The sequence below is a fragment of the Acinetobacter sp. ANC 4204 genome (genome assembly GCF_002135205.1).
In the GTDB taxonomy this organism is placed as follows: domain Bacteria; phylum Pseudomonadota; class Gammaproteobacteria; order Pseudomonadales; family Moraxellaceae; genus Acinetobacter.
On the sequence record NZ_NEFZ01000008.1, the window covers coordinates 1 to 14,106 of the forward strand.

A 14,106-nucleotide genomic window follows, 5' to 3' on the forward strand; every position below is an offset into this window, starting at 1 on the left:
GTTTGATTTCCCTAGAAATGGTTGAAGGTGAACGATTCAGTCTCCAAGCGATATAACGTTTAGAAAAACCTTCACGTAACAATGTATAAATCTGATATCGTTCTTCTTGGGTAAGATGAGTATAGTTCATGATGCAACTTTGACTTTGGTCGGTCGGAAGCAAAATGCTAGCTCATCTTGCTTCTTTCCAATAATTTAATCTCTGTTGCACTTCATTTGAGAATCTAAGTTTCTATAAAGCATTGTTATAAATAAAGATTGACTCTCTGCTACTTTTTTGTACACTGCGTTGCAACTGTCATAGAACAGTCATTATTCTTATAACAAAGAGAGAATCTCTAAAATGCTTAAAAAACTTGCGCTTACTACAGCACTGATTGCGAGCTTCGGGACTGCACATGCTTACCAAGGTGAAATTGGTGGCACCATTGCTGTCGTTGATCCTGATCATGGGGATACTGCAACAGGTTTTGGTGTAGATGGCATCTACTACTTCAACCCTGTTCAAGTCAAAAACAATCCGCTGAATGAAGCTGCTTTTTTAAACCGCTCCAGTAATCTCAATGGCGCAGTTTCTTATATTGACTATGATATCTATGAAGTCACTGCTTTTAATGTTGGACTCGAATATTTTGTGCCAAACTCAGATTTTTATATCAACGGGAATATTGGACAAACCAAACATGAAATGGATGATGTTGAAGATCTAGATACAACAATTTATTCTGCTGAGCTTGGCTACCTTCCCGTTCCAGGCCTATTGGTTGCAGTCGGTTTATTCGGATATGATAATGATTATGGCGACGATGTAGACCCAACCTTACGTGCAAAATATGTCACCCAAGTCGGCACCTACGACATGAATTTTGAAGGTGGTGCATCTTTTGGCGATATTGATGCTTATAACTTAGCTGCTGACTTATATTTAGATAAAACCTTGAGCGTTGGTCTCGGTTTTTCTGATACAGACGAAGAAGATGCTGACGTATTTACCATTCGTGCGAAAAAATTCTTCACACAACAGGTTAGCCTAGAAGGTTCAGTTGACTTTGCTGATGAAGGCAATATATTCGGTTTACGTGGTGCTTACCGCTTCTAATTGAAACAAAAATGTATTTAAAAAAACCGCTCTATAGAGCGGTTTTTTAATGTTGTTCTAAATACAAAATGCGAAGTTGTACACTGACATTGCCACGAAATTCATTTTTATCCAACTCATAGACCAAACGAACTTGATGATTCATCTCATTAAACTGGTATTTGTCCGCTGCATTAAAAGCAATAGCATCAACCACCTGACCATTATCTAAAGCAAGGCGTAATTTTAAATGCACTTCTTTCAACCAACGGAAATCTAAAATCTGAAAATTTCCTTCAAAAATCGGGGCTGGAAACTTTTGCCCCCATGGGCTGAGTTGTTGCAAAATATCGACCGTCTCAACCTGAATATTTTGCGCAGGGAGCTCACCATCAGTCCATAAAGTGGCTGTAAATAAACGTTCATCCTGAGCTGCCATCAGTGCTTCAAAAGCCTGTTTAAACTCTTCAAAATGGCTTTTTTGAATGGTTAATCCTGCTGCTGCTGCATGACCACCAAAGTGGCTGACCAAATATGGATATTGCTCAGCAACACACTCAATGGCATCTCGAATATGAATCCCTTCTATCGAGCGCGCTGAACCTTTGATATGTATCCCGTCTTCATCTGCTGCAAACACAATACTTGGACGGTGAAACTGTTCTTTTAAGCGCCCCGCAACAATGCCTATCACCCCCTGATGCCAATGTGGCTCGAACATCAGTAAGGCCGCAGGTAAAGCCGTATCATCCAGTTGAATCTGATCTAAGGCTGTTAAAGCCTCCTGCTTCATCGTCGCTTCAACCTGACGACGCTCCACATTCAACTGATTCAGTTGCTCCGCCAATGGATAAGCTGTAGCAAAGTCCTGTGCCAATAGACATTCAATCCCAATATCCATGGTTTCCATACGACCTGCCGCATTAATACGTGGTCCCAGTACAAATCCCAAATCTTGCGCTTTTAAAGTTGTAGCCTCTCGCCCTGCAATCTCGAGTAATGCACTGATGCCGGGACGACATAAATGCTGCTGAATTCTCTTCAGCCCGACATCGACCAAAATACGATTATTGTAATCAAGACTGGCAACATCGGCATAAGTTCCCAAGGCCACCAAATCCAGATACTGACTCATGACGGCCGAAGACTTATTGAGTTTTTTACGATAGCTCGATAAGTTGGCTAAAACATAAAAGGCAACCCCCACACCAGCCAAAGCTTTACTTGGAAAACCACAGCCCAACTGGTTTGGATTGACTACCGCTTCAGCATTCGGTGTGGGTTTAGTGGTCAAGTGATGATCTGTAATAATCACTTGCATACCATGATCTTGCGCTTGTTTCACACCGTCATGGCTGGAAATACCATTATCAACCGTAATCAATAAATCAGGTGTAAAGGTGGTAAATGCCAAATCTGCAATCGCTGGGGTTAAGCCATAACCATATTTAAAGCGGTCTGGAACCAGATACTCTACCTGTGCCCCCATCTCACGCAAAGCCAAGACCATCAAAGCCGTACTGGTTGCACCATCTGCATCATAATCGCCGACAATGACGATTTTGTGATGCTGATCCATTGCAGCATCTATCAACTGAATAGCTTCGTTTAAGCCTTTCATATTAGGTGCTAGTAGATGCTTAAGCTTTAATTCCAGTTCTTGTGCTGACGCTACACCACGACGAGCTAAAATTTCTGCAATAAACGCAGGAACATCCTGAAATAATTCAGGACGGCTAATGAAGGGTCTTTGCTTAATTTGAATGGATGACATTTATGGCATCAAACGCTTCAACACCCAAACATCGTGCTGTTTTTCATAACTTAAGCGGTCATGCAAACGGTTCGGGCGCCCCTGCCAAAACTCATAGTAGTCTGGCTCAAGACGGTAGCCACCCCAAAATAGTGGTTTATTCAGTTCCGATTTACCTTCAACTTGACTTTGCAATTGCTCAAAACGTTGTTGCAATACCTCACGACTTTCAATTACGCCACTTTGGGGTGTACTGATATGTGCCGCAATTTGGCTATCTCGTGGACGCTTATGATAGTAGTCTGTCGATTCCGCTTCAGAAATTTTGACCACTTTACCCCCAATGCGAATTTGACGCTCCTGCTCCTGCCAATAGAACAGTAACTCTGCATACGGATTTTCAGCCAAATCATTGCCTTTTTGGCTATCATAATTGGTATAAAAATCATATCCAGCTTCGGTTGCACCTCGTAAGAGAACAGTCCGCACATGTGGACGACCCTGCCCACTCGCTGTTGCCAGCGACATCGCATAAGGCTCATGCAATTGTGCTTCTAGTGCATGGTTGAACCAAAGTAAAAACTGGGCATGTGGATGGATTTCTACTCGTGCTTCGTACAACTCACCTTTTTGGTAACTTAAACGAAGTTCGCTGAGATCTTTAATTAAATCAGTCATTTTTCAACTCCTTTCTAAGCTGCATTCGCACGTACGGCATCAGCCAATGTATGAGCTAAAGTACTAACTTCATCCAAATCATCCCCTTCCACCATGACACGAATCACAGGTTCAGTCCCTGACTTGCGGATCAACAAACGACCACGACCTTTGAGTTGTTGCTCTGCTTTATCAAATTCAGCCACCAAAGCAGGCACTGCATAAGGATCAAACATCGCCTCTAAACGGACATTCACCAACACATTCGGTAGAAGTTTAAATTCAGCAACCAGTTCATGCAGGGCTTTCTTCTGCTCAACCATCACCGTCAACACTTGCAACGCGGCAATGATGGCATCGCCTGTCGTACTTTTATCTAGTGTTAAAATATGTCCAGATGGCTCACCGCCAATAACCCAACCTTTTTCCTCTAGACCTTGTAGGACATAACGATCTCCCACTTTGGCACGTAATAATTCAACACCTGCTTTTTCTAAGGCAAGCTCTAAGGCCATATTCGACATCAGAGTACCCACAATTCCTGCTGGCTTTTTCTGCGTTTGCGTTGCGAGGATATAGAGGACATGATCTCCATCAATCAACTTGCCTGTTTTATCCACCAAAATAACCCGATCTGCATCACCATCAAATGCAATACCCAAATCAGCTTTATGCTCAACGACAGCTTTTTGTAAGCTTTCTGGATGGGTCGAACCACAACCCTTATTGATATTTAAACCATTTGGTTCATTGTGAATAGCAATGACTTTCGCACCCAATTCACGAAAAACTGCTGGTCCTACATGATAAGCAGCCCCATTGGCACAATCCACCACAATCGTTAAGTCATTTAAATCGTAGTGGTATGGAAAGGACGATTTACAAAATTCAATATAACGACCTTGTGCATCATCAACGCGAACACTTTTACCTAGGTTTTCAGTATCTTCAATGAAAATATCATTTTCTAATTCAAGGTTGATTTCTTCTTGTAGCGTATCTGGGAGTTTCTTCCCTTCACTGGAAAAGAACTTAATCCCATTATCAAAATATGGGTTATGCGAAGCAGAAATGACAATCCCTAAATTTGCATGTAGAGCACGAGTCAAATGAGCAATAGCAGGGGTTGGTAGAGGCCCCAATAAATGTACATACACACCCGCAGCATTAAGACCCGATTGAAGTGCAGATTCCAAAATATACCCAGATAAACGCGGGTCTTTTCCCATGACCACCACCGGTTTAGCTTTTTTACTATGACGCTTAATCACTTTACCTGCGGCAAATCCTAACTTCAGCGCAAATTCAGGAGTAATAGGGAGAACGCCAAATTTTCCACGAATACCGTCGGTACCAAAATAACTCATGTATGTCTCACTTCTTAATGGGTGATTTGCATCATCCTTTTTCATTGTGAAATACTTTACACCAAAACGAAAAAGCCGTCATTTTTATGACGGCTTTTACATTAAACAATTGGTATAGCTGAATTAGCCAACGCGGTAGTTCGGTGCTTCTTTGGTAATTGTCACATCATGGACATGTGACTCAGACATGCCCGCAGATGTAATTTTCACAAACTTCGCATTTTGACGAAGATCTTCAATCACAGATGAACCCGTATAGCCCATAGAAGAACGTAAACCGCCCATCATTTGGTGTACGATGTTACCCATCGGGCCTTTGTATGGCACACGACCTTCGATCCCTTCTGGAACTAACTTTTCGGCACCTGCTTTAGAGTCTTGGAAATAGCGATCCGCAGAACCTGTTGCCCCTGCCATCGCACCCAATGAACCCATACCACGATAGGCTTTATAGTAACGACCTTGGAAGAATTCAACTTCACCTGGCGCTTCTTCAGTTCCTGCAAGGAGTGAGCCAACCATAATCGTGCTCGCACCAGCGCCAATCGCTTTTGCCATATCGCCAGAGAAGCGGATACCACCATCTGCAATCAATGGAATTTGGTCTTTCAATGCATTGGCAACGCTATCAATCGCAGAAATCTGCGGCATACCAATACCAGCCACAATACGAGTGGTACAGATTGAACCTGGCCCAATACCGACTTTAACTGCGTCAGCACCTGCATCCAATAAAGCCAAAGCGGCATCGCCAGTGGCAATGTTACCGCCAATCACTTGGACTTGCGGGTAATTCGCTTTTACCCAACGTACACGCTCGATTACACCCGCAGAATGACCATGTGCAGTATCCACGACAATCGCATCCACACCCGCCTCAACCAGTGCTTCAACACGGCTTGGTGTTTCTGCACCTGTACCAACTGCAGCACCCACACGTAAACGGCCGAGGTCATCTTTACAGCTGTTTGGATAACTTTCCGCTTTACGGAAATCAGTAACCGTAATTAAGCCTTTAAGTTCGTTGTGTTCACCCACAACCAAAACTTTTTCAATACGATGCTTTTGCAATAATGCTTGAATATTTTCTTTCGATTCACCTTCACGCACTGTCACCAAACGATCTTGGCCCGTCATGATATTGCTTACAGGTTGCTCAAGGTTCGTTTCAAAGCGTGTATCACGACCAGTCACGATACCAACTACTTTGCCATCCTTCACAACAGGTACACCGCTGATATTGTTGGCTTGAGTAATCGAGATCAATTCACGCACTGTGGTTTCAGGTGTTACAGTGATTGGATCTTTCACCATTCCTGCTTCAAATTTTTTCACACGACGGACTTCTGCAGCTTGTGCAGCAATATCCATGTTCTTGTGTAAAATACCAATACCACCGTTTTGCGCCATCGCAATCGCCATACGCGATTCAGTCACCGTATCCATTGCTGCTGACACAAGTGGGATATTTAAATTAATGCCGCGCGTGAATCGTGTCTTTAAAGAGACATCTTTTGGGAGAACAGTAGAGTAGGCAGGGAGTAATAGGACATCATCAAAAGTTAACGCGTCTTGAACGATGGTCAACATAACAGTCTCACTGGTAATTTCCGTGCGCTATTATAAACAAAAATAGCCTTAAATTTCATTGCAATTGCAAAAATTATTTTTTTGTCTTAGAAAAGAATATGATAAAACACGTATTTTATTTTTGAGCTATCATTTTCATGCTTATTTTTTTATTTCTTCTTTTGCAAAGGATTTAGGTCATATTTAAAAATGAAAAAGTAGAGCCTTAGCTCCACTTTTTGCAATTAGCATACCTGATTAAACCCTTCATCATTGACCGATAAGCCTGCGTCTAGTTGCACAAAAGGAATCATATTGTGTGCACGTCGTGCTTTGTTGCATTGATCGTCAGCAATCTGAACTTCTTTACATGATGAACTCCGTTGTTCATACATACCACAACTCACCTGCTCACCAATGGTTCCATCTAGTGCAATACAACGCGGGTTTGCTTGATTCGTTCCCACCATACATGAGTACACAGCCGTCACAGGCTCGACATAGTGCTCAGGCATGGGAATACCTTCGGCCCAATAAAATGAGACTCTAAAAAAGGCACAACATGCCCCACAGCTTAAACAGGCATCTTCCGTCGGAACTTGAGACAACATCCTTTATATTCTCGTTTTCAAAAAACTTTTTTGGAAGAAAATATTAAAAAAATTGTGGTCGCCAAACAAGCAAAATTTACGACTATTTTGTCACTTAAGTGGGACAGGTAAATACACTCTCGTCCATCAAATCTGTGCCACATTCCAAACCTTCAATCCAGTCTAAGAACTGATGGATCTGCTCTTGACCAATAAAAGGAGTCCCGTGTTGTGGTACGATCATTTCGATATCCATCGTGCGGACCATGTTGACCCATAAACGGATCACTTTGTTATTACACATATAACGCTGATGGAAGCCTTTCATTTTAGGAATATGTGCAGCAAAATTTTCCAAAGGTTTAGATGCATCATCCACCATTGATGCCCCCATATCACCTGAAAACAAAATCTTGGCAATCGGGTCATAAAACTGAAAATTGCCTACCGAATGTAGAAAATGGGCAGGTACAGCAATAATGGAAGATTGACCTAAAGTGATGACTTGACCATAATCAGGCAATTCCACCAACCGGTCTAACCAGTTGCCTTTCATCCGCTCACTCATAAATGCAGAGTTCAAATGCGGTAAAAAACGTGCCCACAGTTTAGAAGCCACAACTTTTGCCTCGGTATACACTAACCAACGTGGCATTGAAGTGATAATGTCCGGATCTTGATGTGAAGCCATGACATAATCAAGATTGGTCAAACGAGTATATTTATTCAACTCCATCGTGAGTGGTACATAGGTTAAATCCCCACCCGGATCTAACACTGCAGCACGTTCATGGTCAATAATTAAAAACTGGTTCGCCTGAACGCCTTCACCTTTAACCAAACTGGTAAAGCTAATACATTTATGTGTGCCATCATCATATAAAACCTGTGACGTTGTACGGTCAAATGCCATACCAATCCCCTCAAAATACTGTTTTTCTTAAACGACTTTTTAATGCCTACAACATATATGGATTTACACAAACTTACAATGCATTTGCGACCAATATCATTTGATATATCAATAAATTGAGGATGGTTTAACAATAAAAAATCCCGATTTTTTAAGTCGGGATTGGTGATTTTTATAGTGAATTAGAAGAAATAATGCTGTACTAGTGTAGAAATACCCACAACTAAAAAAATCGCTGCACCAATTTTATGAATCAACGAAATCGGTAATTTATCTGCCAATTTATCGCCAATAAACACAGCGGGTGCATTGGCCAACATCATACCGAAAGTCGTACCCAACATGACCCAAAAAATACTGTCAAAACGTGCAGCCAAAGCTACTGTCGCAATTTGAGTCTTATCGCCAATTTCCGCTAAGAAAAATAAGATAAAGGTTGCGCCAAATACCCCAAACTTTTGCCATTTATTAATGCTTTCAGTTTCGTCCCCCAATTCATCGGGGATCAACATCCAGATCGCCATCCCAATAAAGCCAAGTGCAAGTATCCACAATAGAATTTCGGGGCTAAGTACTGTCGTAATCCATTGGCCCAACACCGCAGAGATACCATGATTGATCGTCGTCGCAAGTAAAATTGCAATTAAGATCGGGATGGGTTTACGGAAACGCGCTGCAAGTAAAAGCGCAAGCAATTGGGTCTTATCACCCATTTCAGCAAGGGCAACAATTGAAGTGGAGATGAGGAATTCATACATAGTTGAATGCTCTGGCTAGCAAAATATACCGATGACCTACCCCTCCTGCTAGCCAAAATCAAATAGATTGATGCAGAGTGGTAAATCAAAGGTCTTGCCAACAAAAGCACGACTGAAAAGTCGTTTTTGGTTCTTTGCTATGATGACCATGTTCTGTTGAACAATTATGTTGATCATCACCCCTTTACTTTGCGTAAAGAGCGGCTACTCCCCAATGAAGTGATAGCATTTTACCAAACAATCAGAACTTTTTGAATCTCTATATCCAAATTTTTTGGTAAGTCCACATCAACACACGAGCAATACCCAATATAAAAGCTAAATTTACACTTAAACAAAAAAAACCAAAAATACCCCAGCCACTTGCACCACCAACACTTTGGGCTTGATACTCCATGGCCAAAACCATAGTCGCCGCAAGCACCTCCAACCCCATGACGATATACATCACCCAGTCTGATGAAAAATCTAAGAAACTTACCCACAAACCCATTAATACAAAAACAATCAATAATATAGGCAATACAATTCGATAGATAACCAGCATCCTTGCACCTCATCTCAAATAGAATCTTTATCAGTCTAAAATTATTTTAAAAGAAAGCCTGAATCAATAAAATCACACTTATTATTATCCCAAAACATAAAAACCCCGCCTAGGCGAGGTTTTCTAAATTTAAATCATATCAGATCAACAAGCTACGGATGTCTTTTAGTAACTTGGTGAGTTTATTGGTAAAGCGTGCTGCATCTGCCCCATTGATCACACGGTGATCATAAGACAAGGACAATGGTAACATCAGCTTAGGATCAAAACCTTGCCCATTCCATACCGGTTGCATCGTTGCAGGTGAAATACCCAAGATTGCAACTTGCGGCCAGTTCACTAATGGCGTAAATGCTGTGCCACCGATTGCACCGAGACTTGAAATGGTGAAGTTTGCGCCTTGAAGATCTTTCGGCGAAAGCTTCTTATCACGGGCTTTTTGACCCAGTACACCGAGCTCCACCGCAATTTCTTTGATAGACTTTTGGTCTGGATTACGCAGTACAGGAACAGTCAAACCATCTGGTGTTGCTACAGCAATGCCCATATGAATTTCATTACGCAACAGTACAGATTTGCCATCATCAGCCAAGTGACCTGCAAAATCACGCTCTTCTTTCAACAGGTGCGCAACAGCTTTAATAATGAAAGCCATAATGGTCAAGCTAATGCCATCTTTCTTAAAGTTGCCTTTAAGATCATTACGCCAAGCTTCAAGCTCAGTAATATCCGCCAAATCAAACTGAGTGACTTGTGGAATATAGTTGTTTAAAGACAACTGAGGAATAGAGACTTGTTGCAGACGTGTCAGCACTTTCTCTTCTACACCACCAAACGCACTAAAGTCCGGCAGTTTCGGTAAGCCCGCAGTGGCAGCAACCGCCGCAACAGGTGCTGTTTGCGGTGCTGTCAAGCGACCTTTCACATAAGCAAAAATGTCATCTTTCATTAAACGTGCATGTGGACCAGAGGCTTTGACTTCTGCCAGTACTACCCCCAACTCACGCGCCAATTTACGTACCGCAGGACCCGCATAGACTTTAGCATTGGCTGCATTTTGCTCTTTGGTCAGCTTATCTGCGCCTTGAACTAGTGGTGCAGTCTGTACAACAGGCGTCTCTACTGGCGCAGTTGTAACTTGAGCAGTTATAGGTTTCGCTGGTGTCTGAGCAACAGCTTGAGCTACTGGTGCAGAGGCTTGCCCCTCAGCTTCAATAGTCACCAAAGCCACGCCTTCTGAGACATTTTGACCCAATGCAACATGAATCGCTTTAATCACACCTGCTGTCGTACTTGGTACTTCAACCGTTGCTTTGTCTGACTCAACCACGATGATACTCTGGTCTTTTTCAACCGTATCACCGACTGACACCAAAATTTCAGCAACAGCCGCTTTGTCTACACCCAAGTCAGGCACTGCAATTTCAACTGCACCTACAGGCGCAGCAGCAACTTGTGGTGCCGCTTCAGCAGGCTGAGCTTCAGTGGCTTGAGGCGTTGCAACTTGCGTAGGCTCAGCAGTCGCTTGTGTAATTGAAACTGCTGTTTTTACAGTCAGAATCACCACACCCTCTTTAACACTGTCACCCACTTGAATGCTAATTGATTGCACTGTACCTGAAACCGTACTCGGGACTTCAACGGTGGCTTTGTCTGATTCAACCACAAGGATGCTTTGATCGACAGCAATCTCATCGCCAACCGACACCAAAATTTCACCAACAGTTGCTTTTTCTACACCGATGTCTGGCACTTGCACATCAATCACTTGTGATGCTGTAGTCGCAGCTGGTGCAACCGTTTCAGCAACAGCAGGGACAGGCTTTTCTTCAGCTTGTACAACTTCAGCCTGTGCTTGTGCCGTTGGCGCTTCAGTTTGTCCCTCGGCTTCTAGCTCAATCAGTGCTGCACCTTCGGCAACCGAGTCACCTAAGTTCACCAAAATACTTTTCACCACACCTGCTGAAGTGCTCGGCACTTCAACAGAGGCTTTGTCGGATTCCAGTAAAATAATGCTGTCATCGACACTAATGCGATCGCCGACTTTCACTAAGATTTCAGCGACGGTCGCCTTATCTACACCAATATCAGGAGTCGTAATTTGCATGATTATTTCTCCTCTTTGTAGTCTGCAACGGCGTGAATCTCAGGTGTTACTTGCGGTGCCCACGCCACAGGACGATCCGTATCTAATTCAAAATTAGAAATCGCATCTTTGACTAAACGTGCATCTACTTCACCTTCATCAGCCAATTTCTTCAAGGTAGCAACCACAATGTGCGCCGCATCTACACCGAAGTAGCTGCGTAAGTTCGCACGTGTATCAGAACGACCGTAACCGTCTGTACCCAATGCTACAAATGGACGACCATCTGGTAAATACGCACGGATCTGTTCGCTATAAGCACGCATATGATCGGTTGCAGAGACTACAATACCCTCTTTCCCACGCAACTGCTGAGATACCCAAGACTCTTTCACATCTTCAGTCACAGGGTGTAGGCGGTTGTATTCTTCACATGCCATACCATCACGTGCTAATTCGTTGAAGCTGGTCACACTCCACACATTTGAGTGAATTTGGTATTCATCACGTAAGATTTTCGCAGCCTTGATGACTTCACGCAGAATTACGCCTGAACCCATGAGCTGAACCGTAGCTTTTTCATCTTCTTGGAACAAGTACATACCACGTTTGATGCCTTCCTCAGCGCCTACTGGCATTTCAGGATGCTCGTAGTTTTCGTTCATGACTGTTAAGTAGTAGAACACACGCTCTTGGTTGACATACATACGTTGTAAACCATCATGCACAATGACCGCTAACTCATAACCGAAACATGGGTCATACGACACACAGTTTGGAATGGTGTTGGCTAAAATGTGTGAGTGACCATCTTGGTGTTGTAAACCTTCACCGTTTAGCGTGGTACGGCCCGCTGTTGCACCCAATAAGAAACCTTGCGCTTGTGCATCACCTGCTGCCCATGCAATGTCACCAATACGCTGGAAACCAAACATTGAGTAATACATGTACATTGGAATCATTGGCAAGTTATTGGTTGAATAACTGGTTGCCAACGCCGCCCACGCACTCATCGCGCCCGCTTCGTTGATCCCTTCTTGTAACATGTGACCGTCTTTGGCTTCACGGTAATGCATCAATTGTTCTTGGTCTTCAGGTGTGTATTTTTGGCCGTGTGCGGCATAAATACCCAACTGACGGAACATACCTTCTAAACCAAAGGTACGCGCTTCATCAGGAACGATTGGCACAACACGGTCTTTAATCGCTTTTTCTTTCAAGAGTGAAGAAATCAAGCGCACCATTACCATAGTGGTTGACTGTTCTTTACCTGCTGAACCTTTTAACACCGCATCAAATACGGACAATGCAGGAATCGCGAGCTGTTCACTTTCTTTACGACGTGCAGGTAAATATCCCCCCAAAGCTTCACGACGTGCTTTCATGTATTTCAATTCAGGAGAGTTTTCGCTTGGACGATAGAATGGAACTTCTTCTAGCTGCTCATTGGTAAATGGCAAGTTAAAACGGTCACGTACATATTTCAAAGAGTCAATCTGCATCTTTTTGATTTGGTGCGTCTTGTTGACTGCTTCAATTTCTTCAGACAAACCATAGCCTTTCACCGTTTTCGCAAGGATGACCGTCGGCTGACCTTTGGCTTTCATCGCTTCTGCATAAGCAGCAAATACCTTGTACGGATCATGACCACCACGGTTGAGGTTATCAATATCCTCATCACTCAGGTCTTTGATTAATTCTTTTGCTTCAGGATACTTACCAAAGAATTTCTCACGGGTGTATGCACCACCTTTGACTTGGTAGCGTTGGTAATCACCATCCACCGCTTCTTCCATTACCGCTTTTAAAGCGCCTGTGCTGTCTTTAGCAAGTAACGGATCCCAATGACGACCCCATACCACCTTAATGACACGCCAGCCCGCACCACGGAATAAAGATTCTAGTTCTTGAATGATTTTACCATTACCACGTACTGGGCCATCCAGACGTTGTAAGTTACAGTTCACCACCCAGATCAAGTTATCTAACTTTTCACGACCAGCCAATGAAATTGCACCTGTACTTTCAGGCTCATCCATCTCGCCATCGCCTAGATATGCCCAGACTTTACGATCTTCTTCTTTAATTAAACCACGGTTCATCAAGTACTTTTGAATATGTGCTTGATAGATCGACATGATTGGCCCTAGACCCATAGATACCGTTGGGAACTGCCAATAATCAGGCATGAGGTATGGGTGCGGATACGAAGGTAAACCAATCCCACCAACTTCACGACGGAAATTATTCAAATGCTCTTCGGTTAAACGACCTTCAAGGAATGAACGTGCATAAATACCCGGTGCACAGTGACCTTGATAATAAATCATGTCTCCGCCAAAGCTGTCATTATTGGCACGGAAAAAGTGGTTAAAACCGACATCATATAAAGTTGCTGAAGATGCAAAGCTGGCCAAGTGACCACCTAAGTCATCACCCGTTTTGTTGGCACGAAGTACCATTGCCAAAGCATTCCAACGAATCAACGCACGGATACGACGCTCCATGTCTTGATCGCCTGGCATTGCAGGTTCTTCAGCCACTGAAATTGTATTTAAATAAGGCGTGTTTAAACGCTGAATAGGGACATGTTTAGCGATTGCTTGTTGATACAGTTTTTCCAGTAGAAAAGCTGCACGCTCAGTCCCCATGTGTTGTAAAACGGAGTCAAACGCATCTTGCCATTCTTGCGTTTCTTGCGCGTCAGTATCACCATAAAACGCCATAATTCACCTATTTCGATATCCTAATCTTATGAGCTAATATGTATCATACTTTCGTCCTATAA

At 43.0% G+C, this 14,106-nt stretch carries 12 protein-coding genes and 1 riboswitch; of the genes, 1 reads left to right on the forward strand and 11 read right to left on the reverse strand.

Features of this window, described 5'->3' with window-relative positions:
- Nucleotides 1-130, reverse strand: a 130-nt coding sequence (locus B9T36_RS14870; protein ID WP_139841371.1) for a helix-turn-helix domain-containing protein, incomplete at its 3' end; no start/stop codon positions are given.
- A 213-nt stretch (nucleotides 131-343) separates the two neighbouring features.
- Between B9T36_RS14870 and B9T36_RS14875 the strand changes: the two genes are divergently transcribed.
- Nucleotides 344-1,099, forward strand: coding sequence for a putative porin (locus B9T36_RS14875; protein ID WP_086210249.1), 756 nt, complete (start codon nucleotides 344-346; stop codon nucleotides 1,097-1,099).
- A 46-nt stretch (nucleotides 1,100-1,145) separates the two neighbouring features.
- Here B9T36_RS14875 and recJ read toward each other — a convergent pair whose 3' ends face one another.
- The 10 genes from recJ to aceE form a co-directional block, all read right to left on the reverse strand.
- Nucleotides 1,146-2,852 carry a single-stranded-DNA-specific exonuclease RecJ gene (recJ, locus tag B9T36_RS14880; protein WP_086210250.1) on the reverse strand — a complete coding sequence of 569 codons (1,707 nt, stop codon included), beginning with the start codon at nucleotides 2,850-2,852 and terminating at the stop codon, nucleotides 1,146-1,148.
- The gene (pdxH, locus tag B9T36_RS14885) at nucleotides 2,853-3,509 is read right to left on the reverse strand and encodes a pyridoxamine 5'-phosphate oxidase (protein WP_086210251.1); all 657 of its coding nucleotides are present in this window, start codon (nucleotides 3,507-3,509) and stop codon (nucleotides 2,853-2,855) included. It lies immediately after the preceding gene.
- 14 nt (nucleotides 3,510-3,523) lie between these two features.
- Nucleotides 3,524-4,855, reverse strand: coding sequence for a phosphoglucosamine mutase (glmM, locus tag B9T36_RS14890; protein WP_086210252.1), 1,332 nt, complete (start codon nucleotides 4,853-4,855; stop codon nucleotides 3,524-3,526).
- Between the two features lie 123 nt (nucleotides 4,856-4,978).
- Nucleotides 4,979-6,445 (reverse strand): IMP dehydrogenase, encoded by a 1,467-nt coding sequence (gene guaB, locus B9T36_RS14895; RefSeq protein WP_063454399.1) that lies wholly within the window; start codon nucleotides 6,443-6,445, stop codon nucleotides 4,979-4,981.
- Nucleotides 6,446-6,669: 224 nt separating this feature from the next.
- Nucleotides 6,670-7,035, reverse strand: coding sequence for a YkgJ family cysteine cluster protein (locus B9T36_RS14900; RefSeq protein ID WP_086210253.1), 366 nt, complete (start codon nucleotides 7,033-7,035; stop codon nucleotides 6,670-6,672).
- A 94-nt stretch (nucleotides 7,036-7,129) separates the two neighbouring features.
- Nucleotides 7,130-7,927 (reverse strand): MBL fold metallo-hydrolase, encoded by a 798-nt coding sequence (locus B9T36_RS14905; RefSeq protein WP_086210254.1) that lies wholly within the window; start codon nucleotides 7,925-7,927, stop codon nucleotides 7,130-7,132.
- A 182-nt stretch (nucleotides 7,928-8,109) separates the two neighbouring features.
- On the reverse strand, nucleotides 8,110-8,685 hold the full coding sequence (locus B9T36_RS14910; protein WP_086210255.1) for a TMEM165/GDT1 family protein: 576 nt from the start codon (nucleotides 8,683-8,685) through the stop codon (nucleotides 8,110-8,112).
- An 84-nt stretch (nucleotides 8,686-8,769) separates the two neighbouring features.
- Nucleotides 8,770-8,910, reverse strand: a riboswitch (yybP-ykoY riboswitch).
- A gap of 34 nt (nucleotides 8,911-8,944) precedes the next feature.
- Nucleotides 8,945-9,232, reverse strand: coding sequence for a hypothetical protein (locus B9T36_RS14920; RefSeq protein ID WP_086210256.1), 288 nt, complete (start codon nucleotides 9,230-9,232; stop codon nucleotides 8,945-8,947).
- Nucleotides 9,233-9,371: 139 nt separating this feature from the next.
- Entirely contained in the window at nucleotides 9,372-11,339 is a 1,968-nt protein-coding gene (locus B9T36_RS14925) for a 2-oxo acid dehydrogenase subunit E2 (protein ID WP_086210257.1), read from the reverse strand.
- A 2-nt stretch (nucleotides 11,340-11,341) separates the two neighbouring features.
- Nucleotides 11,342-14,044: a pyruvate dehydrogenase (acetyl-transferring), homodimeric type gene (aceE, locus tag B9T36_RS14930; protein ID WP_086210258.1), complete on the reverse strand. Its 2,703-nt coding sequence runs from the start codon at nucleotides 14,042-14,044 to the stop codon at nucleotides 11,342-11,344.
- Nucleotides 14,045-14,106 lie beyond the last annotated feature (62 nt).

Coding starts and splice junctions, on each gene's coding strand:
- recJ (WP_086210250.1), bottom strand. CDS start 2,852: ATGTCATCCATTCAAATTAAGCAAAGACCCTTCATTAGCCGTCCTGAA.
- B9T36_RS14905 (WP_086210254.1), bottom strand. CDS start 7,927: ATGGCATTTGACCGTACAACGTCACAGGTTTTATATGATGATGGCACA.
- B9T36_RS14920 (WP_086210256.1), bottom strand. CDS start 9,232: ATGCTGGTTATCTATCGAATTGTATTGCCTATATTATTGATTGTTTTT.
- B9T36_RS14910 (WP_086210255.1), bottom strand. CDS start 8,685: ATGTATGAATTCCTCATCTCCACTTCAATTGTTGCCCTTGCTGAAATG.
- aceE (WP_086210258.1), bottom strand. CDS start 14,044: ATGGCGTTTTATGGTGATACTGACGCGCAAGAAACGCAAGAATGGCAA.
- B9T36_RS14925 (WP_086210257.1), bottom strand. CDS start 11,339: ATGCAAATTACGACTCCTGATATTGGTGTAGATAAGGCGACCGTCGCT.
- B9T36_RS14875 (WP_086210249.1), top strand. CDS start 344: ATGCTTAAAAAACTTGCGCTTACTACAGCACTGATTGCGAGCTTCGGG.
- guaB (WP_063454399.1), bottom strand. CDS start 6,445: ATGTTGACCATCGTTCAAGACGCGTTAACTTTTGATGATGTCCTATTA.
- pdxH (WP_086210251.1), bottom strand. CDS start 3,509: ATGACTGATTTAATTAAAGATCTCAGCGAACTTCGTTTAAGTTACCAA.
- glmM (WP_086210252.1), bottom strand. CDS start 4,855: ATGAGTTATTTTGGTACCGACGGTATTCGTGGAAAATTTGGCGTTCTC.
- B9T36_RS14900 (WP_086210253.1), bottom strand. CDS start 7,035: ATGTTGTCTCAAGTTCCGACGGAAGATGCCTGTTTAAGCTGTGGGGCA.